The organism is Achromobacter aegrifaciens (assembly GCF_902859735.1).
Classification (GTDB): domain Bacteria; phylum Pseudomonadota; class Gammaproteobacteria; order Burkholderiales; family Burkholderiaceae_B; genus Achromobacter; species Achromobacter aegrifaciens.
Genome location: NZ_CADIJY010000002.1, coordinates 489,043 through 510,552, shown reverse-complemented (window position 1 = coordinate 510,552; position 21,510 = coordinate 489,043). Strand labels below are relative to the sequence as shown.

21 protein-coding genes are annotated in these 21,510 nt (G+C 66.9%); 13 read left to right on the top strand and 8 right to left on the bottom strand.

All coding sequences use genetic code 11. From position 1 onward, the window contains the following. The first annotated feature begins 342 nt into the window (after positions 1–342). Complete coding sequence (locus HV766_RS08315) at positions 343–480, top strand: hypothetical protein (protein WP_166738303.1); 138 nt, start codon at positions 343–345, stop codon at positions 478–480. Positions 481–527: 47 nt separating this feature from the next. Here the strand turns inward: HV766_RS08315 and HV766_RS08310 are convergent, their stop codons facing one another. After that, positions 528–2,078 carry a sensor domain-containing diguanylate cyclase gene (locus HV766_RS08310; RefSeq protein WP_175180958.1) on the bottom strand — a complete coding sequence of 517 codons (1,551 nt, stop codon included), beginning with the start codon at positions 2,076–2,078 and terminating at the stop codon, positions 528–530. 47 nt (positions 2,079–2,125) lie between these two features. Continuing rightward, on the bottom strand, positions 2,126–3,208 hold the full coding sequence (locus tag HV766_RS08305) for a site-specific integrase (protein ID WP_175180957.1): 1,083 nt from the start codon (positions 3,206–3,208) through the stop codon (positions 2,126–2,128). 140 nt (positions 3,209–3,348) lie between these two features. On the opposite strand from HV766_RS08305, the gene HV766_RS08300 reads away from it, so the two are divergent. From HV766_RS08300 to HV766_RS08270, 8 genes are all read left to right on the top strand, one after another. Beyond that, positions 3,349–4,383 carry a DNA-binding protein gene (locus HV766_RS08300; protein WP_175180956.1) on the top strand — a complete coding sequence of 345 codons (1,035 nt, stop codon included), beginning with the start codon at positions 3,349–3,351 and terminating at the stop codon, positions 4,381–4,383. Positions 4,384–4,543: 160 nt separating this feature from the next. Further along, on the top strand, positions 4,544–5,992 hold the full coding sequence (locus tag HV766_RS08295; RefSeq protein WP_119452036.1) for an MltF family protein: 1,449 nt from the start codon (positions 4,544–4,546) through the stop codon (positions 5,990–5,992). A gap of 156 nt (positions 5,993–6,148) precedes the next feature. Further along, the gene (ydiK, locus tag HV766_RS08290; protein WP_175180955.1) at positions 6,149–7,279 is read left to right on the top strand and encodes an AI-2E family transporter YdiK; all 1,131 of its coding nucleotides are present in this window, start codon (positions 6,149–6,151) and stop codon (positions 7,277–7,279) included. A 121-nt stretch (positions 7,280–7,400) separates the two neighbouring features. Further along, positions 7,401–7,526: a hypothetical protein gene (locus tag HV766_RS30295; RefSeq protein WP_302476940.1), complete on the top strand. Its 126-nt coding sequence runs from the start codon at positions 7,401–7,403 to the stop codon at positions 7,524–7,526. Then, positions 7,523–8,248 (top strand): RNA pseudouridine synthase, encoded by a 726-nt coding sequence (locus tag HV766_RS08285; RefSeq protein ID WP_175180954.1) that lies wholly within the window; start codon positions 7,523–7,525, stop codon positions 8,246–8,248. Before HV766_RS30295 ends, HV766_RS08285 begins: the two co-directional genes overlap by 4 nt. 212 nt (positions 8,249–8,460) lie before the next feature. Then, positions 8,461–9,402, top strand: coding sequence for a S66 peptidase family protein (locus tag HV766_RS08280; RefSeq protein ID WP_175181075.1), 942 nt, complete (start codon positions 8,461–8,463; stop codon positions 9,400–9,402). 120 nt (positions 9,403–9,522) lie between these two features. Then, complete coding sequence (locus HV766_RS08275) at positions 9,523–9,867, top strand: helix-turn-helix transcriptional regulator (RefSeq protein WP_175180953.1); 345 nt, start codon at positions 9,523–9,525, stop codon at positions 9,865–9,867. Positions 9,868–9,880: 13 nt separating this feature from the next. Beyond that, positions 9,881–11,185: a type II toxin-antitoxin system HipA family toxin gene (locus HV766_RS08270; RefSeq protein WP_254593297.1), complete on the top strand. Its 1,305-nt coding sequence runs from the start codon at positions 9,881–9,883 to the stop codon at positions 11,183–11,185. An 18-nt stretch (positions 11,186–11,203) separates the two neighbouring features. On the opposite strand, the gene HV766_RS08265 is transcribed toward HV766_RS08270, so the two are convergent. Continuing rightward, positions 11,204–12,067, bottom strand: a complete 864-nt coding sequence (locus tag HV766_RS08265; RefSeq protein ID WP_225588732.1) for an SAM-dependent methyltransferase — start codon at positions 12,065–12,067, stop codon at positions 11,204–11,206. A gap of 60 nt (positions 12,068–12,127) precedes the next feature. Further along, positions 12,128–13,426, bottom strand: coding sequence for an APC family permease (locus HV766_RS08260; protein WP_175181073.1), 1,299 nt, complete (start codon positions 13,424–13,426; stop codon positions 12,128–12,130). Positions 13,427–13,876: 450 nt separating this feature from the next. Here HV766_RS08260 and HV766_RS08255 point away from each other — a divergent pair, with 450 nt between their 5' ends. Both HV766_RS08255 and HV766_RS08250 read left to right on the top strand, forming a co-directional pair. Further along, a complete protein-coding gene (locus HV766_RS08255; protein WP_054454374.1) occupies positions 13,877–14,263 on the top strand; it encodes a DUF6152 family protein in 387 nt (128 codons plus the stop codon). Positions 14,264–14,274: 11 nt separating this feature from the next. After that, positions 14,275–14,763 carry a DUF6644 family protein gene (locus tag HV766_RS08250; protein WP_175164377.1) on the top strand — a complete coding sequence of 163 codons (489 nt, stop codon included), beginning with the start codon at positions 14,275–14,277 and terminating at the stop codon, positions 14,761–14,763. 43 nt (positions 14,764–14,806) lie between these two features. Here HV766_RS08250 and HV766_RS08245 read toward each other — a convergent pair whose 3' ends face one another. Together HV766_RS08245 and HV766_RS08240 are read right to left on the bottom strand one after the other, a co-directional pair. Further along, the gene (locus tag HV766_RS08245; protein WP_054454380.1) at positions 14,807–15,397 is read right to left on the bottom strand and encodes a YceI family protein; all 591 of its coding nucleotides are present in this window, start codon (positions 15,395–15,397) and stop codon (positions 14,807–14,809) included. Between the two features lie 226 nt (positions 15,398–15,623). Beyond that, a complete protein-coding gene (locus tag HV766_RS08240; RefSeq protein ID WP_054454865.1) occupies positions 15,624–16,250 on the bottom strand; it encodes a glutathione S-transferase family protein in 627 nt (208 codons plus the stop codon). Between the two features lie 228 nt (positions 16,251–16,478). Here HV766_RS08240 and HV766_RS08235 point away from each other — a divergent pair, with 228 nt between their 5' ends. Next, entirely contained in the window at positions 16,479–16,883 is a 405-nt protein-coding gene (locus HV766_RS08235) for a DUF2946 family protein (protein ID WP_054454382.1), read from the top strand. 243 nt (positions 16,884–17,126) lie between these two features. Next, entirely contained in the window at positions 17,127–19,190 is a 2,064-nt protein-coding gene (locus tag HV766_RS08230; protein WP_119452029.1) for a TonB-dependent copper receptor, read from the top strand. 29 nt (positions 19,191–19,219) lie between these two features. On the opposite strand, the gene HV766_RS08225 is transcribed toward HV766_RS08230, so the two are convergent. Continuing rightward, positions 19,220–20,587: an MmgE/PrpD family protein gene (locus tag HV766_RS08225; protein WP_175180952.1), complete on the bottom strand. Its 1,368-nt coding sequence runs from the start codon at positions 20,585–20,587 to the stop codon at positions 19,220–19,222. Further along, complete coding sequence (locus HV766_RS08220) at positions 20,584–21,486, bottom strand: polysaccharide deacetylase family protein (RefSeq protein WP_054454388.1); 903 nt, start codon at positions 21,484–21,486, stop codon at positions 20,584–20,586. The genes HV766_RS08225 and HV766_RS08220 overlap by 4 nt, the downstream gene beginning before the upstream one ends. Positions 21,487–21,510 lie beyond the last annotated feature (24 nt).

Here is a 21,510-nt window from a genome sequence, read left to right as displayed (position 1 = left end):
CGATCGCGTCATGTTGCGGGGGCATTTGCGTCATTGGCCATTGCCGGCGTCGACGCGTCAGGGGCAGGGCGCGGCCTTTGTGGTCCACGCCAGAATCGCTTGCTATTTCAGGCAATTTAATGCTAAAATGCAACATCTTTCGGCAAAATCATAACAAAACCAAGTGCCAGAAGATTTGTAAGTCGCTGGCGGCCGCGGCCGCCATTTTCGTTTGCGTTGCCTGCGCGCATGCCCCCCGCGCTCCGATGGCATCCATTGGAAACAGCATCCATGGCACGCACGAATCTCATGCATTGCGCTTTGCGCGGGGGAAAGCCATGCGTCCTGAACAGGAGAACGTTCATGTCTCATCAACTCGTTGGCAAGAAGTGGCAATTCGAGATTCCTCCCCTGGACTGGAAGGCGCCCGAGACCAATAAGGAAGCGGACATCAAGACCGTTGCCGCGGACGCCGATGCCGCCGAAGACCAGGACGCCTGACCCGGCGTTGCCACAGCCCTGAAATAGCCGCCGGGCGGGCAGGGGCGTCAGCCCGCGTGCGTCACCACGCGATTTCGCCCCTGCTGCTTGGCCGCGTACAGCGCGGCATCCGCGGCCTGGAAGACCAGATCCACGTCCGCGCTGCCGGCCGTCCAGTGCGCCACGCCGGCTGACACCGTGATTTCCGGAGAGCCGCTCGCACGGCGCATCTCCGTGGTCTTGCGCAGGCGCTCAGCCATGCCCGTTGCTTCCCTGGGGCCCGCGCCGGGCAGCAGGATCAGGAATTCCTCGCCGCCGTTGCGGCAGAGTATGTCTGTCGGGCGCGAACAGTCGCGCATCAACTGCGCCATTCCCTGTATCGCCTCGTCGCCCACCGTGTGGCCGTAGGTGTCATTGACTCGCTTGAAATGGTCGATGTCCAGCGCGATCACCGCAAAGGGGGGGTCGGCCGCCTGCAGCGCATCCACCGCCTGACGCGTGCCGCGACGGTTGCGCAGCCCGGTCAGCGGATCGGTAATGCTGGCCTGGTTGAGCTTGCCGATCTTGTCCTGCAGGCTCGAGTAGCTGCGGATCACCGCGCGCTTGAGGCGCTGCGCCTCGAAGTACCAGGCTTTCACCGAGCGCACCCGCTGCATGGCCACCGCCATGTCGTGGTGCTCGACATTGGTGGCCAGTTGCGACAGCGGCTGCGAAATCTTGCGCGCACACCACCAGATCGCCAACAGGAACAGCAGGGCGAAGGGCGCCGCGTAGCGGATCAGCGCCCAGATGAGATCATGCAAGGGTTCCAGCGTGGCCAACGCCGGGCGCTGCGCGATTACTCCCCAGCCGCTGCGCGAGACGTGGGCATAGCCGGCCAGCATGTCCACCCCGCGCGTGTTGATCAGGCGCTGCGCGCCATCCTCCCCGCGCATCACCGCCGCCACGGCGGGATTGCTGGTGACGTCCTCGCCGACGCGGTCGTTCTCGGCGTGATAGATCAGCCGCCCCTCGTTATCCACCACGTACAGATAAGACCCGTCCTGATAGGGATGCTTGCCCAGCAGGTTGTGCAGCGCGCCTTCGTTGCGCAGGTAGATCGTGCCCGACACGTAGCCCAGGTAGATGCCGCCCTCGGAATGAATGGGATACGAGACGTTGATCAGCAGGTTGCCGGCAACGGACACATAGGGCTTGCTGATCAGGGGCTTGCGCGTCTGCAGCGCCATGCGGCTGGCGGCGTTGTCGACCCGCGTTCCCTGGAAGCTGCGGATGGCCTGGCTGGCCGCCACCATGACGCCGTCGGCGCGGATGATGGCGACCGTGTTGAAGCTGTCCGTCTGCTCCCGCAGGCGCGCGACTTCCGCGTTCAAGACTTCCGGCGCATCGAAGCGCCAGGCGACATGGCGGGCGCTGTACTCCAGTTGCTGCAGGGCCGAGTCCAGGAAGGTGCCCGCGCTCTCCGCCAGCTTGGCGGCGTACACCCGGTTGGATTCCAGCGTATTGGCGATGAGCTGTTCACGCTGCACCCGGTAACTGGCGTACAGGGCGTTGGCGGTAGCGGCGAGGGCGCTGCATACGGTAAGCGCAAGCACCAGCCCGCGTAGGTTGATTCGCATGAAGATCGTGTCGGGCAGGATTCGGGTTGCGGCGAGTGCGCGGGATTTTACCCGCGCGGGGCGTCCGGCTCGTCCAGCAGCCGGGCCGCGGGCGATTCGGCCGCCGCCCCGGCGCGGAAGTAGCCCATGACGGTGGCCACGCTGGCATGTCCGGTCATGGCCATGGTGTCGCCCAGCGGCACGTTGCGCCGTCCCGCCTCGGTCACGAATCCCGAGCGCAGGCTGTGCGCCGAAAACTCGCCTTCCAGGCCGGCCAGCTTGCAGCGTTCCTGCACGATGTCCCGTACCGCGGCCGCGGCCAGCGGCTCGCCCAGCACGTCGCCGCGCCGCACGCGCCGGAACAGCGGACCTTGCGTGATGCCGCTGGCGCGCAGCCAGGCGTCAAGCGCCTGGGCAGCCACGCCGACGATGGGCTTCTGGTCATTGGCGCGGACGGCGCCCGCCTGGTTGGTCTTGGAATACGCCAGCGCGTACAGAAACCCCTCGGCCGTGCGCCGCGTGTTTTCCATCGTGGCATGAACGACTTCGGAGCGCCTGCGCCCGCCGCTGGCCCAGGCGAACAGCAGCAGGGCGCGGTCACGCATGCCACGCAGGGAATCGTCACAGGTGGCCAGCATGGCCTCCAGCGGTTCGCGCGTGAGCGCCACCTTCTTGGCCGGCGCCACGCCGCGCCGGGCATAGGCGCGCCGCGTCCTGGCAAGCAGCTCGCGCACCGCGGCCGCGCGGCAGGGGTTGGGGTGGCCTTGAAGTTCGTGCGCCTTGGACAGCACGGAAATGCGCTGCAGCAGCGTGTTGAGGCTGGGCGCGCCCAGCCTGCCTTTGGCTTTGAGCCGGACCAGTTCCTGATCCAACGCCAGCGGCAATTCCCATTTCAGGCCTTGCTCGGTGGAGCGCTGGGCATGGTCGACCACGAACTGGATCACGGCGGCTTCCGGCAAGGGCAGGGCAAAGGCGCGCGCATAGCGCAGCTCGAACCAGGCGCTCCAGTAGCGGATGGCGGCGCGGTAGCTGGCGACCGTGTTGGCCGAACTGCCTTCGCGCAACAGCGCGCTGGCGGCGGCATCGGCCTGGGCGTCCAGGGTGAGCGGGTCCAGAACGGGCAGCGGCGCCTGCGTTTTCAGCTGTGTCATGGTTGAAGAGGGTGGGAAAATCGCATTTCATACATATTATTATGTATGATATCTAACATAAATATTAAATTACTCTCGATAAGATTCCATTATCGTGGGTAATTATCCCGCAAATGCCGAATTCGGCACGGAGCAAGCGCATGGCCACCGGAATTACCGAAACTGACGTCTGGACCGCCGCCGACGCCTTGCTGCTGGAGGGCGCGCGGCCCACTATCGAACGGGTGCGACAGAAGATCGGCCGGGGCTCGCCGAATACCGTCAGCCCCTATCTGGAAACCTGGTTCCGGGCCTTGGGCGCGCGCATCAAGGACCCGGGCGCATTTGCAGCGCCGGCTGCCGTCCCGGATCCCGTGGCGCAGGCCGCCTCGCACTTCTGGGAAGCCGCCTTGTCCGAGGCCCGCGCCCAACAGGAACAGGCCTATCGCGGGCGCTGGGAAGAACTGGCGCGGGAAGGGGAGCAATTGGCCTCGGACGCCGAACAGCTGCAGCAACGCGAAGCCCAGCTAGCGCACCGCGAACAGGATCTGCAGGAAGCTCTCAGGGTGGCGACCTCCCAATTGGCGGCCGCCGAAGACCGGCTGCAGTCGGCCGAACAGCAGCTGCGCCAACGCGACGAACTGCTCAGGCGCAACCAGCTGCAGCTGGAAGACGCCCGCAGCGCCACGCAGGCGGCGCTGGCGGAGAACGAGAAGACCCGCGCCCAGCATGCGCAAGCGCTCGATGCGCTGGAAACCCGTCATACCGCCCACGAACGCCGCTGGCTCAATGAGCTGGACAGCGAACGCGGCACGGTCAAGCGCTTGCAGGCGCGGCTGGACGATGCGCAGGCGGCCAGCCAACAGCAGGCGGCGCAGGCGCGCAAGGGGCTGGAACAGGAACAGCATCAGCGCCGCCAGGCGGAACAAGAGGCGCAAGCCCTGCGCACCGAAGTCCAGGCTATGCAAGTGCGCCAGCAAGCCGATCAGGCCGCGGCCGATACGGCCTTGACGGCGGCGCGCGATCGCGAAAGGACGCTGGAATCCCGGCTGGCGGCCGCCGAGCAGCGCTCATCCGACTGCCTCGCGCAGTTGAAAGGGAAGGACGAACAACTGGGCGAGCTGACCCGGCATCTGATGGCGCAGGCCCAGCGGCAGGACGCCGCTCATGCGCCGCCGAAACCCGCGCAGCCCTAGAGGTCCGTTGGATGCCGTCCGCATTGCACGCCGCAGCGGAAAGAATCCGTTGCATGAACCCCGGCCGCCCGATATTGTTGTAGCCACGGCCCGGCGCGCAACGCGCCTTGCCGCGCGGCATACCTGACTTGCCGCAGTAACCGGGCCTGCCGGAGGAACTATGTCATTTCGCGTGATTGCCTCGATGCTTTGCGCGCTGTTGCTGTGGTTGCCTCCATCGCCTGGATACGCCCAGACGGCGAAGGCCAAAGGCGATCCGCTGGCGCTGGCCTACAACATGAAGCCCTGGACCGGGGACTTCGACGGCATGGTCAAGCGCCGGCAAGTCCGGGTGCTGGTGCCCTACAACAAGACCCTGTACTTCCTGGACAAAGGCGGCACGCAGCGCGGCATCATCGCGGACATGATGACCGAGTTCGAGAACGACCTGAACCGGCAGCTCAAGACCAAGAACATCCGCGTGTACGTGGTGTTCCTGCCGACCTCGCGCGAACGCCTGATTCCCGATCTGCTGGCGGGCAAGGGCGACATCATCGCCGCCAATCTGACGGTCACTGAAGAACGCCAGAAGCTGGTGGACTTTTCCACGCCGCTGGCGTCGGGCGTGCGGGAGCTGGTCGTGGCCGCGCCAGGCGCGCCCGAGCTCAAGTCGCTGGACGACCTTTCCGGGCAGGAGCTCTTCATCAGCCCCGTCAGCAGCTACTACGGCAGCATCAAGAAGCTGAACGCGGATCTGGCGGCCAGGGGCCTGAAGCCCGCCATCATCCGTGACGCGCCGGGCACTTTCGAGACCGACGACATCCTGGAGATGGCCAGCGCGGACCTGGTCAAGTACACGGTCGCCGACCGCTACCTGGCGAATTTCTGGAAACAGATCTTCCCGCAGATCCGGGTCTACGAAAATCTGGAGGTCGACAGCGGCAGCGATATTGCCTTCGCCTTCCGCAAGAACTCGCCCAAGCTCGCGGCGGCGCTCAACCCCTTCATGGAGAAGAACCGCGTCGGCACCTCTTTCGGCAACCAGCAGCTGACCAAGTACCTGAAATCCGTGAAGTGGGTAAAGGCCGCCACCGATCCGGAGGAAATCGAAAAATTCCACCGCCTCGCTGACTTCTTCCGCAAGTACGGCGACCAATACAACATAGACTGGCTGCTGATGATGGCGCAGGGCTACCAGGAGTCCCGGCTGGACCAGGGCGCCAAAAGCTCGGTCGGGGCGATAGGCGTCATGCAGATCATGCCGGCCACCGGCAAGGAACTGAAAGTAGGTGACATCCGGCGCGAGGAATACAACATCCATGGCGGCGTCAAATACATCCGTTTCATGATCGACCAGTACTACGCGAAAGAGCCCATGACGGACCTGAACAAGGGGCTGTTCGCCTTCGCGGCCTACAACGCCGGCCCCGGCCGGATCAACCAATTGCGCAAGGACGCCGCCGCCCGCGGACTGGACCCGAACGTCTGGTTCGACAATGTGGAACGGGTGGCAGCCGAGCGCATCGGGCGTGAAACGGTGCAGTACGTGAGCAACATCTACAAGTACTACATCGCCTACACGCTGATCCGCGCGCAGGGCGCGGGCGACGGCGCGGGCGCCCCGCGTTAGCCGCAGGCGGCGCCGCTTGCGGGCGGCCGGTATATATACGCGCCGGATTTTCGGATAAATTCGCCAAAGACGCATTCAGGTGTACCAACCGGGCATATGCCCAACCGGCATCGATGCGCCACAAACCAGGGCTGCCGGCCCTGTCAGGAGCAGCGGTTGAATCCTCTTCCACGCCAGACGGTCGATCTCGCCCGCATCATCCTCGTCATCGTGATCCTGGCCGGCCTGATGGCAGGCAGCCTCTACATCCTGCGCCCGTTCCTGCCCGGCCTGGTCTGGGCAACCACGATCGTCGTGGCGACGTGGCCGGTCATGCTGGCGATCCAGCGCTATTGCGGCGGGCGGCGCTGGATGGGCACCCTGACGATGCTGGTCATCCTGCTGTTCGTCATCGTGCTGCCGCTTTACGAGGTGATCTCGACGCTGGCCTTGCACAGCAGCTCGATCATGGCGGCGGTCAAGAGCCTGCCCGACTACGCGCTGCTGGCGCCGCCCGCCTGGGTCCACGCCATTCCGCTGGTCGGCCCCAAGATTGCGCAGGAATGGCAGACCCTGTCGGACGCCGGCGCCGGCGGCCTGCTGGCCAAACTGGAACCGTACCTGACCAGCGCCGCGGCCTGGCTGCTCGGGCATGCCGCCATCGTCGGCGCCTTCATGATGCACATGCTGATCACGGTGGTCGTGGCCGGCATCCTCTACACCAAGGGCGAAGTGGCGGTCGATTTCGTGCGGCGCTTCTTCAACCGGCTGGCGGGCCAGCGCGGCCTGGCGGCCGTCAAGCTTGCCGGGCAGGCGATACGCGCCGTGGCCCTGGGCATCGTCGTGACCGCCGTGGTGCAGTCCGGGCTGGGCGGGATCGGCTTGTGGATCGCGGGCGTGCCGGCTGCCGGCATCCTTACCGCGCTGATGGTGATGCTGTGCCTGGCGCAACTGGGGCCTTTCCTGCCCATGCTGGCCGGCGTGGTCTGGCTGTTCCAGAACGACATGAAGCTGGCGGCCGCGGTGCTGCTGGTCTGGTCGGTGCTGGTGGCGATGCTGGACAACCTGCTGCGGCCGCTGCTCATCAAGCGCGGGGTCAACCTGTCCTTGCTGCTGATCCTGGTGGGCGTGCTGGGCGGCTTGTTTGCCTTCGGCATCGTGGGCCTGTTCATCGGCCCGGTGATCCTGGCGGTGACCCATACGCTGCTCAAGGCCTGGATCGACGAAGTGCCGCCGCCCGCCGCGCTGGACGCGGAAACGCAACCGGCGGCAACGCCCGCGGGACACGCCGAATTCCCGCCGGTCTGAACGCCGCCCGCATTGGCTGCCAGCCAGGCCGCGGCCGGCAGCCTGCCGGGGAAGGGCGTAACATCTGCCTCACGTCGCGGGCGCAAGGCCCGCTTTTCTGGCAACACCCCGGCAATACCTCATGACGATGCACCCACTGGCGCCGCTGCAAGGCGGCTATTCTTTCCGGTCCGAACTGCGGCTCGATTCATGGCCTGACTCCACGCCCGGCCCCGCGGCTTCCCAGCACAAGGCGGTGGTGCGATGAGCGAAAGCGTACGCCTGGCCAAGCGCTTGGCCACCGAACTGTCCTGCTCGCGCGGCGACGCAGAACGCTACATAGAAGGCGGCTGGGTCGCCGTGGATGGCAAGCAGATCGAGGAGCCGGGCTATCGGGTGGCGCCCGGCCAGTCCGTGGGCCTGCTGCCAGGCGCGCGCCTGGAAGACGCGCGTCCCGTGACCATCCTGCTGCATAAGCCCGCCGGCCTCTACGCCAATGACGAGCCCGGCTCTGCGCGCGACCTGATCCTGCCCGAAAACCTGATGCCCGGCGACCGTTCCGGGCAGCGCTACCTGAAGCGCATGCTCAACGGCCTGAAGCTGGTCACGCCGCTGGAACGCGCAGCCAGCGGCCTGGTCGTCTACACGCAGGAATACCCGATCGCGCGCAAGCTGGTGGAAGAAGGGCGCTACGTGGAGCAGGAGTACGTGGCCCAGGTGTCCGGCCAGCTCAGCGCCGCCGACCTGGCGCGCCTGCAGCGCGGCATGGCTTATAACGGCCGCGCCGCCACGCCCATGAAGGTCAGCTGGCAGAACGAAACCCATCTGCGCTTCGCCCTGAAGACGCCTGCGCCCGGCTTCATCGAATACGTGTGCGACGCGGCGGGATTGCGCCTGCAGGCCCTGCGCCGCATCCGCATCGGCCGCCTGCCGATGGCGGGCCTGGCCCTCGGCCAGTGGCGCTACCGCCTGGACTACGAACGTTTCTGACGGCAGCAGGGATGACCATGGAACAAGCGCCGCAAGGCCAGCGACCGCAGCGAAATACCGGACGCAGGAGTTTTCTGATCAACACCGGGGCCCTGTGCCTGTCCGCGGCCTTGGCCGGCTGCGCGGCACCCAAGCCGCCGCCGCGCCGCGCGCCGCAATCGGCCAAGCCCGGTTCCGCGGCGCCCCCGGTTGCCAGCGGCGCAGCAACGCCAGTGCCCGCGCTCAAGCCCGGTGCGCGCGTCGCCATCGTGGCGCCCGCGTCCGCCGCGCTGGATGCCGCGGATGACGCAGCCGAATGGTTGCTGGCGCGTGGCTACGTGCCGCAGGTCATGCCGGCCTCGCGTTCGCGGCTGGACGCCCCCTATGACTATCTGGCGGGTTCGGACGCCGACCGCTTGGCCGACCTGCATGCGGCCTTCGCCGCGCCGGATATCGGCGCCGTCTGGTGCCTGCAGGGCGGCTTCGGTTCGTGGCGCCTGCTGGATCAGCTGGACTTCGATCTGCTGCGCCGCCACCCCAAGCCGTTCATCGGCTACAGCGACATCACGGCGCTGCACCTGGCCATGCAGCGCCGCGCCGGCTTCGTCACGTTCCACGGGCCGATGCTGGCGCAGGACCTGCTGGCCGGCAAGCGTGAACCCACCGAATCGCATTTGCTGTCCATGGTCAGCGGCCAGGTGGGGCAGGGGGCGTGGATCACGCCGCCGCCCTATGCCACCGCCACGGAACTGATACCGGGCACGGCGACCGGGCGGCTGATCGGGGGCAATCTGGCGCTGATCGGCGCACTGATCGGGTCCGATAGCGAAATCGACACCAGCGGCGGAATTCTTTTCATCGAGGACGTGAACGAAGCCTTGCCCCGCATTGACCGCTTGTTGAGCCAGCTGGCCGCCGCTGGCAAGTTCGACGACCTCAAAGGCGTGCTGGTTGGCAACTTCACCCGCATCCTCGGCGTGCCGGGCGACGATGCCCAGGCGCAGGGGCTGCTGTATCCGCTGGTACTCGACCAGTTCCGCCCGCGCGGCATTCCGGTGCTGGCCGGATGGCCCAGCGGCCATGGCGATCCGAACCTGACCTTGCCGCTGGGCGCACAGGTCACGCTGGACACGGCGCGTGGCGGATTGCGGCTGGAACAGGCGATTGTAGTTTGACCTGTTTTGCTGATTTAATGAGTCATAAATTAAAATAATGCCTCATTAATAGAACATTCTTAATTCCTAATATGCCTCATTAATAGTGCAAACCAACAAACAAAGCACTATTATTGACTCATGAAAAAGAAGATCGAACCCAGCTTCGATGCCGCCAGTGCGCTTGCGCGCCTTGGCGCCAACATCCGCACCGCCCGGCTGCGCCGCGCCGAAACCGAATCCACGCTGGCCGCCCGCATGGGCGTGTCGCGCGCCACCATCACGCGCCTGGAACGCGGCGACGGCGGCGTGTCCCTGGCGCTGGCCATTGAAGCCTTGCTGCAGTACGGCTATGCGGACCAGGTCTACGCCCTGGGCGATCCCGACCTGGACGGCGTAGGCAAACGCCTGGACGCGGTGCGCCGGCCCAGCCGGGGCAGCGGCAAGACGCCCAACACGCACCGCGCCGATCCTACCCAGCTGTAGCGCCACGCAAATCGTGAAAGCAAGAAAGCACAAATCGGTGGAAAGCGAGCTGTATGTCTACGTCGACATCCACGGCGAGGCCGTGCTCGCCGGCCTGCTGACGCTGGACGATTCGGATGAAAGCCGCTTCTACGCCGAGTTCACCTATGTGCAGTCCTATGTGAACGATCAGCGCGCCTTTGCGCTGGATCCGCTGAACCTGCCGCTGGTGGACGCGCGCACCACCTTCCGCACCGAAAGCCGCTACGAAACGCTGGGCGCGATCTTTGACGCCGCCCCCGACGCATGGGGCCGCAACGTCATGCGCGTGGACAACGCCGGCGCCCGCGTGACCGAGGACGAAGTCCTGCTCAAGGGACGCGGGATGGGCGTGGGGGCGTTGTTCTTCAGCGCCCGCCGGCTTACGCCGAACATGCGCAAGACCTATCGCCTGCCGGAACTCAGCCAGGTGGAATCGCTTGCGGACCTGCTCACCGATATCGATCAGGGCGTCAAGCCCAAGGGCCTGTACCGCGACATCCTGGGCAGCTCCTGGGACATCGGCGGCGCGCGCCCCAAGACCATCGTGCGCGACGAGCGCGGCGAAATGTGGATCGCCAAGTTTCCGCGCAGGGGGGATTCCTACGACCGCCAGCGCGTCGAATACGCCAATCTGCAGATGGCGCGCGCCATCGGCTTGACGGTGCCCGAGATCCGCCTGGCTGAAACGCATCTGGGCGCGGTGCTGCTGACGCACCGCTTCGACCGCGAGTTGCTGCCGGCCGGGCAGGGCGCGACTCCCATCGTCGCGCGCCGCCATTTCCTCAGCGGCGCCTCCCTGATCAGCCCCTCGGCGCAGATCGGCAAACGCGAACTCGACGAGGCGCGCGGCAAGGCCACGTATTCCTACGCGCGGCTGGCGGACGTCACGCGCCGGATTTCGTCCAACCCGGTGCGGGACTTGAAGGAACTGTACGCGCGCATGATCCTGAACGTCGCCGTCCACAACACCGACGACCACTTGAAGAACGTCGGCTTCCTGAAGGACGAGGGCGCGCAGACCTACCGGCTGTCGCCCCTGTTCGACGTGGTTACGCAGGAAGGCTCCGCCAGGCACTACCTGCACATCGGCGCAGCCGGCCGGGAAAGCTCATTCCAGAACTGCCTGAGCGAATACCGGCGCTTCGGCCTGCGGTCTGAAGCCGTCGCTCGCGGCATCCTTGAGCACGTGCGCGAGGTGGTGGAGCAACGCCAGCGCTACTACGCCATGGCCGGGATGACGGCGCAGGAAATCGGGCATGTGGAAGCATCCTTGACGGCCTGGCGCCACGCGGCATAACCCGTCCGCGTCGCGGCCCTACACCCGCTTGGCCGACCAGTTCCCCCGGCCGGCGGCGCTGCCGCTCATCTGCTTGCCATTCACCGTCCCGGTGTAGCGCACGCCATTGGCGACAAAGGAGATCTCGGCGCCATTCAGCCGCGCCTCCGAAATCGGCGCGCCGCCCAGCTTGCCCGACAGGCGCTGGTAGCGCTGCTCCAGCTGCAGGGGCTGGCCGTCCACCTCCCAGTTGCCCGCCACCTTGGCGGGCACGATCCACAAGAGCGCCGTGCAGTAGGTGTTGCAGTCCTGCCGGATGGTTTCCTCGGCGTCCGGCTCCCAATCGCCCATGCGGAAGGAGTTCGACACGATGCGGGTGCCGGGCGCCAATTCCAGCAGCTTGGGCCGCAGTTTTTCGTTGATGGTAGACAGCAGGAACATGGTGATCACGTCCGCCTGCGACAGATCGGTGGCGAACAGGTCCGCCGTCACGAAGGTGGCGCGGTCGGCAACGCCGGCGCGCTGCGCGTTGCGGCGCGACAGTTCGACCAGGTCCGGGTTGTACTCGATGCCCTGGGCCGTCAGGCCGCGCTGGGCCGCGGTGATGACGGTGCGCCCGTCGCCCGAGCCCAGGTCCATCAATTTGTCCTTGGGCGTGACCTTGGCCATGTCCAGCATGGTATCGACCAGGGCCTGCGGCGTAGGCACCCAGATGACGTCCTTGCCGTCCTGGCCCACGTCCGGCACGTACTCTTTCTGTTCCGAGGGCTGCGCGGCGGCGGCCAGCGACGGCAGCGGGACGCATGCCAGGGCCAGCGCGGCCGCCGACGCGAGCACGGCGCCGCGCAGGGGCGGCATGGCGCTACGGGCGACGGATCTGAAGGACTGAATCGCGATGTGCATGATGTGGACTCCTTGCAGGTAAGGCATGCGGACGGGATCGCCGCCCCGGGGAAACCTTGGTCAGGCCCGCGGCGGCGCGGGCCCCAGCAGGCGCAGCAGCGGCAGGCCCGCCGCCAGCACCGCCAGCCCGATCAGCGCGCCGGCGCCGGCGTACATGGCGCTGGAAACCACCAGGCCGGCGCAGGTCAGCGCCAGCAGCAGCGGGGGCAAGGGATAGAGCGGCACGCGGAACGGGCGCGGCCGATCCGGATCGATGCGCCGCAGGCGCCACACCGAGGCCGCAACCAGCAGCATGAAGATCCAGAACACCGGTGCGGTATAGGCCACCAGGGTCTGCACGCTGCTCTGGCTGAAGGCGCCCAGCGCGATCAGCGCAAGCGTGATCGCGCCCTGGACCAGCAGTGCGGAAGCGGGCGTCTCGCCTTGCGCGTCCCACGCCGCCAGCGCGCGCAGCCGCGGCACGTCGCGGCCCAGGGCGCAATACACCCGCGCGCCGGTGATGATGGTGCCGTTGATGGTGCTGAGCGCCGTGGCGCAGATCGTCAGGCTGAGCAGGGCTGCAGCGTAGGGGCCGGCCGCCAGCTGCATCACGTCCGCCCCCAGCGCCGGCGTATCGCGCAGCCCCTGCAGGCCGAAGATCTCCAGCAGCGCCAGGTTGGTCAGCACGTACGCGCCCGTCACCAGCAGCGTGCCGATCAGCAGCACCCGGCTCATGTTGCGGCCCGGGTCGCGCAGCTCGCCGCTGAGATAGGCGGCTTCGTTCCAGCCGCCATAAGTCAGCAGCACGAACACCATGCCCATGCCCAGCAGACCCGCGGTATTGCCGGTCAAAGGCCCCGGTTCGGCAGCGCTGCGCAGCGGGCTGTCTCCCGCGGCGGCCAGGCTGGCGATCAGCACCGCCGCCAAGGCCGCCACCGTCAGCGCAGTGAACACCCATTGCAACCGCTTGGAATAGCGCGTGCCCGCCACGTTCAAGGCGGTCAGCGCCACCACCGATATCGCCGCGTGCAGGGCGGGGCCGTACGGACCAAGGGGCGCGAGCCGTTGCGCGTAATCGCCATAGATATAGGCGACCACGGCGATGGCGCCCGTCTGGATGACAGAGCAACGCGCCCAGGCGAACATCAGTCCCACCTGCCGGCCCCAGGCCCGTGTCAGGTACAGGTATTCGCCGCCCGCGCCGGGATAGGCCGAGCCCAGCTCGCCGTAGCAAAGCGCGCCGACCAGCATCACCAGGCCGCCCGCGCACCACAAGGCGATGTACATCGCCTCGGAACTCGCGTGCTGCGCCACCAGCGGCGGAAAGCCGAAAATGCCGATCCCGATCACCACGCCCACCAGCACCATGGTGGCATCCATCACCGACAAGCCGGCCGGCGCGCGCGGCTGGAGCAACAGGGCCGGATTCGCGGGCGAACGCAGGGTGGGCTGTGTCATCGGATGCTCTCGGTTGGGCGCGGCGGGCGCGTGCAGACGGCGCCATTTGGGGACGGTGCCTGACAATCACCTGAACAATTTGCGACCGTATTCCGTGCGGGAAAGTTTCTCCGGGTTTTCCCGTGAGAATCGATGATTTCTCGAATTCAGCATAGATTCAGCATCATCCAAGTTCTTAGAATAGTTTTCTAATTCATTGATTAATATGACTTTAATTTCATATTTAAGGTTCTTTATTTAAAGTAATTTCTCATCATTGAATCAAGCTCGATATGCAACGCCTCCCGCGTTATGCTGATTGCGCCGGACGCGCGCCACACGAGCGGCCGCCGCAAAGGAAGGGGAGCCAAACCGCAATTCAGGAGCAGCGACATGAAGCTATCCATACGCGTCGCCACGGCAGCGCTGGCGCTTTCCGGACTGATGGGCCTGGCGCCCGCCGCGATGGCCCACCACGGCTGGTCGTGGGCCGAATCCGAACAGATGACGTTGCAAGGCACGGTCCAGCAAGTGCAGATCGCGCCCCCGCATCCCTGGCTGGACGTACGCGCCGACGACGGCGTCTGGCGCGTGGAGCTGGGCAATCCCACCCAGACCAAGGACGCCGGATTCGTCGAAGGTTCGGCCAAACCGGGCGATGCCATCGTCGCCGTCGGCAACCGCGACCGCGAGTCGGACGCCAAGCGCATGAAAGCCGTCCAGATCAAGGTAGGCGGCAAGACCTACGACATCTATCCCAGCCGCATCAAGAAGCCCTGACCGGCCGGGCCATGCCTGAGCTGCTGCGTCTTGCGCTGGAACAGCTTCAGACCCTGCCGCCGTCGATCTGGCTGCGGCGGTGGAGCACGCTGTATCTGCTGGTGAACGCCGCCCATATCGGCGCCATCGGCCTGCTCATAGGCTCCATCGTTCCGCTGGACCTGCGCCTCCTGGGGTGGCTCAAGCCCGGACCGCTGGCTGTGCTGGCGCCGGCGTTGGCGCGGACTGCGGCAGCGGGCCTGGCGCTGGCGGCGTTGACGGGCGCCATGCTTTTCAGCGTCCAGCCGCTGGAGTACCTGGCGAATCCCGCGTTCGGGATCAAGATGGGCCTGCTGGCCGCGGGTGCGATCAATGCCGTGCTTGCACGGCGCAGCCTGGCCTGGCAGACGGTGCGGGATCAGGGCAGTGCGACGGGCGCCATGCGCGTGCGCGCAGGCGCTTCGCTGTTTTTATGGCTGGCTTGCCTGGTGGCGGGGCGCTGGATCGGGTTCCTGTCTTAGGAGCCAGGGCCTTGCGCGTGCGGCGATCGCAGCGCCCGGAAAATCAACGTGCGGCGTCAGCCACGGCCTCGACCGTGATGCGAAGTTGCACTTCGTCGCTCACGCCGGGCGCAAACGCGTCCACGCCGAAATCGCTGCGCTTGACCACCGTCATGGCGTCAAAGCCGATGGCCGGACGCTGCGCCATGGGATGGATGCCTTGCTTGTTCTGGCGCGCCTGCAGCACCACCGGTTTTTCGATGTTCTTGATGCGCAGGACGCCACTGATGCTGAGATTGCCGTTGCCGTGGTCGGTGACCGAGGTGCTCTTGAACTGGATGTCCGGGTACTTGGCCGCCTGGAAGAACTCGGCGCCTTGCAGCATTTCGTCCAGCTTGGGTACGTGCGACGTCAGGCGCGCCACCGGCACGCGCAGGTCGACGGCCGACTTTGCAGGCTGCGCGGCGTCGTAGCGGATCACGCCCGTCACGGCCCCGGCATGCGCGGTGGGCTTGGAGAAACCCAGGTGGTCCCAGGTCACCACGACTTCCGTGTGTTCCGGGTCGATCTGGTAATCCACGGGCGCGGCGTGCGCCGGCAGGCTGCCCAAGGCCAGCAGCGAGGCGGCCAGAAATGCTGCGTAGGTGTGCTTCATTCGATTCTCGGTATGTTCGGCGTCCGGAGGAGCCGGGACGCGCATTCCGTCAGCCCGTCAGCTTAAAACGCGCTGACAGCAACGGCACGGAAGAAGGATAGGAAAGGATGCAATACCGCGCTAGTCCGCCGGAACTGACTGCAGCGTTCCAGTTTTGATGCCAATCAAACCGATACTATCGGCGGCATTGCTGGCCGGGCGCCGCGCGCCGGCCAGCCCGCCGCCGTCAGGAAGCCTGCGCTTCGGCCAGTGCGCGCTGCACGGCCGGTCTTGCCGCAACCCGGGCCAGATAGGCCGCAAGCTTGGGGAACTGCGCGAGGTCGACGCCGTCGCCCTCCAACCAGCTGCCGATGGTGTAGAGATAACCGTCGACCACGCTGTAGCGCTCGCCCGCCGCCCAGGGGCCGGCGATCTGCGATTCCAGGTAGGCGGCGCAGGCGGTCATGGTCTGCGGTACCTTGGCCTGCATGGCGGCATGCGCGGCCGGATCGTCGGCCCAGCGCGCGCCGCGGCGCTTGTGCGCGTGCGCCACGTGCGCGGTGGACGCCAGATAGCTGGCCAGCTCCTGCATGCGCGCGAAGGCGAAAGGATCGTCGACCGGCGCCAGCTGCGCGGCCGGAAAGCTTTGCGCCACGAAGGCGAGCAGGGCGGGCGTCTCGGTCAGCACGCCGTGCTCGGTCGCCAGCGCCGGCACGCGGCCCTTGGGGTTGACGCGCAGGTACTCGGGGCTCTGCTGCTGCGCAGCGCCCATGTCCAGCTTGACCAGGTCGAAGTCGGCGCCCGCTTCATGGAGCGCGATATGCGTCGCCAGCGCACAGGTGCCAGGGGCTGTGTAAAAAGTCCAACGGGACATCCGCATCCTCTACTTTCTATGGTTGAAAAGCCAAGTCGCCACTACGGGCTGCCGGCTACAGGGTAGCCCGATCACCTGCCTGCGCCAAGCTTGGCGGCGACGCGCACGAAGCGGCGGCATTGTCTGATCTACATCAGACGGCAATCCGAATTGGCTGCGCGTTGCCATCCATGCGCGGGATCTGCTCCGCCCTGCGTGATAGCATCTGCGCCGATAAGGAACCGCCGAATGCATGCATCTGCCTATGCCCGTAGACGTTGGGTCGCGCTGGTCGCGATGGCCCTGTTCGTCTTCCAGGCGCTGATCGCGTCTTCGGCGCTGGCGGCCTCGGGCATCGGAACGGGCAAGCCCGGTGTCACCACCATCGTCTGCACGGCCAGCGGCCCACGCGTGGTGACGCTGGATGCCGATGGGCAAAAGCAGGGCGCGCAGCAGCACAGCGGCGCCTTGCCGCACTGCTGCAGCGCAGGCTGCGCCATGCTGAGCGACGCGCTGCCGCCCGAAATCGTGCTGCTGGCCTGGCTCCTGCCAGCCGCAGCCCCCGCAGTCCATCCCCCCGCCGCCGAACCCCACGTTGCAAGCGCCTTGACCCGGCTGCCGCAACGGTCGCGCGCGCCGCCGCCATCCGCCTGACCCTCTCCCCAGACTTCCACGACATGCCATCCGCGCAGCTCGCCAACCCGCGGGCCTGAGCGGTTGCGCCAGCGTCGTCCGCACGCAGCGGGCCAAGGTCCTTTTGCGCCGCGCGGGGAGGGCCCCCACTTCGTCACGCCCATGCGCAGACAGCGCGCTCCTGCCACGCCTTTCTTAAAGGCAGGCGGCCGCGCCGCCCGTCCGCGCCTGCCACCGCACGTTCCCGATCGACAGACACCAGACATGACCACAAACCAAGAATTCCTGCGCGCGAGTTGCCTGGCCGCCGCAGTGGCCGCCTCATTTCCCGCTTGGCCCCAAGCCGCCGACACGCCCGACGTCTACACCACCGATCCCGTGGTCATCACGGGCGTGGAACCCAGCGCGCCCTTGACCTTCACCACGGATCCCAAGATCCCGCGCCAGCCGCTGCCGGCCAGCGACGGGACCGACTATCTGAAGACGATTCCCGGCTTCTCGGCCATCCGCAATGGCGGCACCAACGGCGATCCCGTGCTGCGCGGCATGTTCGGCTCGCGCTTGAATCTGCTGACCAATGGCACCTCCATGCCGGGCGCGTGCCCTGCGCGCATGGACGCGCCCAGTTCCTATATCTCGCCCGAGAACTTCGACCAGCTCACGGTCATCAAGGGACCGCAGACCGTGCTGTGGGGACCCGGCGCGTCGGCCGGGACGGTCAAGTTCGACCGCGACACGCCCCGTTTCACCGCAGCCGGCGTGCGATTCGACGGCAGCCTGACGGGCGGCTCGTTCGGCCGCAACGACCAGGCCGCCGACCTGACCGTGGGCAACGACAAGGTCTACACGCGCATCACCGCCAACCATTCCCACTCCCAGGACTACAAGGACGGCGACGGCAACACCGTGCCTTCGCGCTGGGACAAGTGGAACGCCGACCTGACCCTGGGTTTCACGCCCGACGCCGACACGCTGTACGAACTGACCGCGGGCACGGGCGATGGCGAAGCACGCTATGCCGGCCGCGGCATGGACGGCTCTCAGTTCAAGCGCGAGAGCTTCGGCCTGCGCTTCGAGAAGCGCAACCTGGGACCCGTGCTGAGCAAGGTCGAGGCGCAGCTGTACTACAACTACGCCGATCACGTGATGGATAACTACACGCTGCGCGCGCCGGACCCCATGAGCGCCATGCCCATGGCCATGGCGGCCGACGTGGACCGCGCGACCTGGGGCGGCCGCTACGCCGGCACCTGGGAACTGACGCCGGATATCAGTCTGGTCACCGGCCTGGATTTCCAGCAGAGCCGCCATCGCTCCCGCAGCGGCACCGATACCGTGCCGTACAGCAGCCAGAGCTGGGTCAAGGACGCCGACTTTTCCAACACCGGACTGTTCGGCGAACTGACCTGGCGCGTCGCGCCGGACAGCCGCGTCATCGGCGGCGCACGGGTCGACTGGGCTTCGGCCAAGGACTTCCGCCAGGACACGGGCTCGATGATGATGCCCATGCCCAATCCCACAGCGGATGAGCGCCGCAAGGACACGCTGCCCAGCGGCTTCCTGCGCTATGAGCAGGATCTGGCCTCGCTGCCGGCCACGGTCTATGTGGGCCTGGGCCACGTCGAGCGCTTCCCCGATTACTGGGAGCTGTTCTCTCCGGACCAGGGGCCTGCCGGGTCCGTCAACGCCTTCCAGGGCGTGAAGCCCGAGAAAACCACCCAGCTGGATTTCGGCGCCCAGTACAAAACCGAAGCGCTGGACGCCTGGTTCTCAGGCTACGCCGGTTACGTCAATGACTTCATCCTGTTCAGCTACACCTCGGGCGGCATGATGGGTCCGGCGTCGCAGGCCAGCAATGTCGACGCACGCATTGCAGGCGGCGAACTCGGCGTCTCATACAAGCCCGCGTCCGCGTGGAAACTGGGCGCGACGCTCGCGTATGCCTGGGGCGAGAACCGCAGCGACGGCAGGGCGCTGCCGCAGATGCCGCCGCTGGAGGCCAGGCTCAGCGCCGCCTACGATGACGGCACCTGGTCGGCCGGGGCGCTGTGGCGCATCGTGGCCGCGCAAAAACGCTACGCCTTGAATGAGGGCAACGTAGTCGGCAAGGACTTCGGCCCGAGCGCTGGCTTCGGCGTTTTCTCCGTCAACGGCGGCTATGCGGTCAACAAGCAGGTCCGCCTGTCGCTGGGCGTGGACAATCTGTTCAACAAAACCTACAGCGAACACTTGAACCTGGCGGGGAATGCGGGTTTCGGCTATGCCGCCAACACCGCAGTCAATGAGCCGGGCCGCACGGTCTGGGCGCGCGTGAGCTTCAAGTACTGACGCGCCCAGTCCGGAACACGCCGTCAGGACTAACGCCCGGTTGTCAGCAGACGAATGATGCCGCGCAGGTCCTGTTCGGCCTCCAGTCCGCGCAGCCGTCGCGCCAGCTCCCGTGTCTGGCCGGCGGGCAGCGGCGGCTGCACGGACGCGCAGCAGGCTTCGAACTTGGCGTCCTGTTCCGCCACGCCCAAGGGGCGTTCCGGACTGCCGGGAAAGGCCGGCATGTCGACCGCGAATTCGCGGCCGTCCTTCAGCCGCAATTCCACGCGCTGGGGGCTCATGGCGTTGGGGTCCGGATTGCCGTCATCCAGCACCTGGACACGGGCGGCCAGTTCGAAAGTCCTGGCCTCGACCAGCGCGTCGGGATCGAAGTCGGGTATGCCGACCCGGCCGCGCAGCAGGGCAGTAGCGATGGCATAGCCCATGCAGAGCCGGGCCGTGGCGGAATCCATGCCCGGATGGGCCGGCCGTCCCACCAGGCGCACGATCAGCGACGACGCGCGGACCGTGATCCGGTCCACGTCCCCGGGCTGCAGCGCATGGGCGCGCATGAGGTCCAGCACGGCGCCGATGCCGCTATGGGTGGCCCGGCCGGTCGGGTAGGGCTTGTGGCTCATGCGGGTGATCTGGAACACCCGGCCCACGTCCGCGCGAACCGCGTCCCAGTCGGCCTGGCCGGCGTCATACAGCGCGAAGTAGCCATAAGGGCCTTCCAGGATGTCGCGCGGACCGGGAAAGCCCGCGCGCGCCAGCTCGAAGGCCGTAACCGCCGCCCTGGCGTTCAGGCCGACCTGCAGGCCGACCGCGGGCGAGCCTTCGATATGCGCCTGCATGGTGCCGGAGAGATGACTGTACGCCAGCCCCAGCGCATCGCGCGTGGCGCTCTCATCCAACCCGCCAAGCTTGCACAGCGTGGCCGTCGCGCCCAGGCCGCCGCACATGGCCGGCCGGAAAAAACGCATGGGCGCGCGCTGGGCCAGCGCGACATAGATGGCGAAGTCCAATCCGGCGGCGACCGCGGTGATCAATCGGGGACCATCGACGCCGCCTTCGCGTTCGGCATAGCCCAGCGCCGCCGGCACGATGCAGGCAAACGCGTGCACCACGGCCCGGTCGTGGATCGCGTCGAACTCCTGGTTGAACACTTGATATGCGTTCAGCATGACCGCGCTGGCCAGCGGCAGCCGCTCGCCGCTGCCCCAGACGGTCGCTTCCGCGCCTTGGCCCAGGGCCTGGGCCGCCTGGCGTAGCGAGGGCATGCGGGGATGGCGCGAGCCGGATAGCCCGACGCCAACCGCATCCAGGATGAAGGTCTTGGCCGCTTCCACCGCCGCTGCGGGCAGGTGCTCGTATTGGGTGCGCAGCAAATGCGCGACCAGGGTATCGATGGCGTTCATGCGGCGGCTCCGTCGGGCTGGACGGGAACCTGGGCGGCGTACCAGTCATACATCGCGGCGCCGGTGACGAAGGCGGTCATCGGGTGCTTTTGCAGCAGGTCCAGCATGGTGAGCAGGTCGGCGTAGCGGTGCGGCACGCCCATCAGATGGGGATGCAGTCCCAGCGTGAGGACGCGCGGACGGCCCGCGGTCCGGGCCTCGTCGGCATACAGGTCCAGCGTCCGCTCCAGGCGCCGGCTGAATTCCCCGGTGGCATGCTTTTCCACGGCGTGGATGACCGAGTCGTTCAGTTCCAGCGCGTACGGCAAGGCCAGCAAGGGCCTGCCGGCGGTCCGCATCCAGTTGGGCAGATCGTCCAGGCACCAGTCGAACAGGTAGTCGATGCCGGCCTGGGCCAGGAGATCCGGCGTGTCCAGCGTTTCGCGCAGGCCCGGCGAGAGCCAGCCGCGCGGCCGGCGGCCGCTGAAGCGCTCGATCCGGTCCAGCGCCGCGGCGATGGTGCGCGCCTGGCCGTCGCCGTCCTCTTGCGACAAAGCGCGCTGGTGGATGCCGTGGCCGATGAATTCCCAGCCGGCCTCCAGCAGCGCCTGGGCCGCCTCGGGGTAGGCATCGATGACGGAGGCGTTCAGGCTGGCCGAGGCAGGCAGGCCGCGGCCGCGGATGGCGTCGATGATCCGCGGCAGCCCGCAGCGCAGGCCATATTCGGCCCAGCTGTAGTTGGGCACGTCCGGCACCGTCTCGCGCCCGTGCGGCGCGGTCAGCAGGGTGCGGGGCATGGGCTGATCGAACGGCCAGTGCTCCACATTGACGACCAGGTGCACCAGGATGGCCCGGCCGTCCAGCGCCGCCAGGGGCGGGCGCTGGCTGGAAAGCATGAAAGGAATGCGTGGATTGTTCATGGCATCTTGCTCATGGTTCAAAGA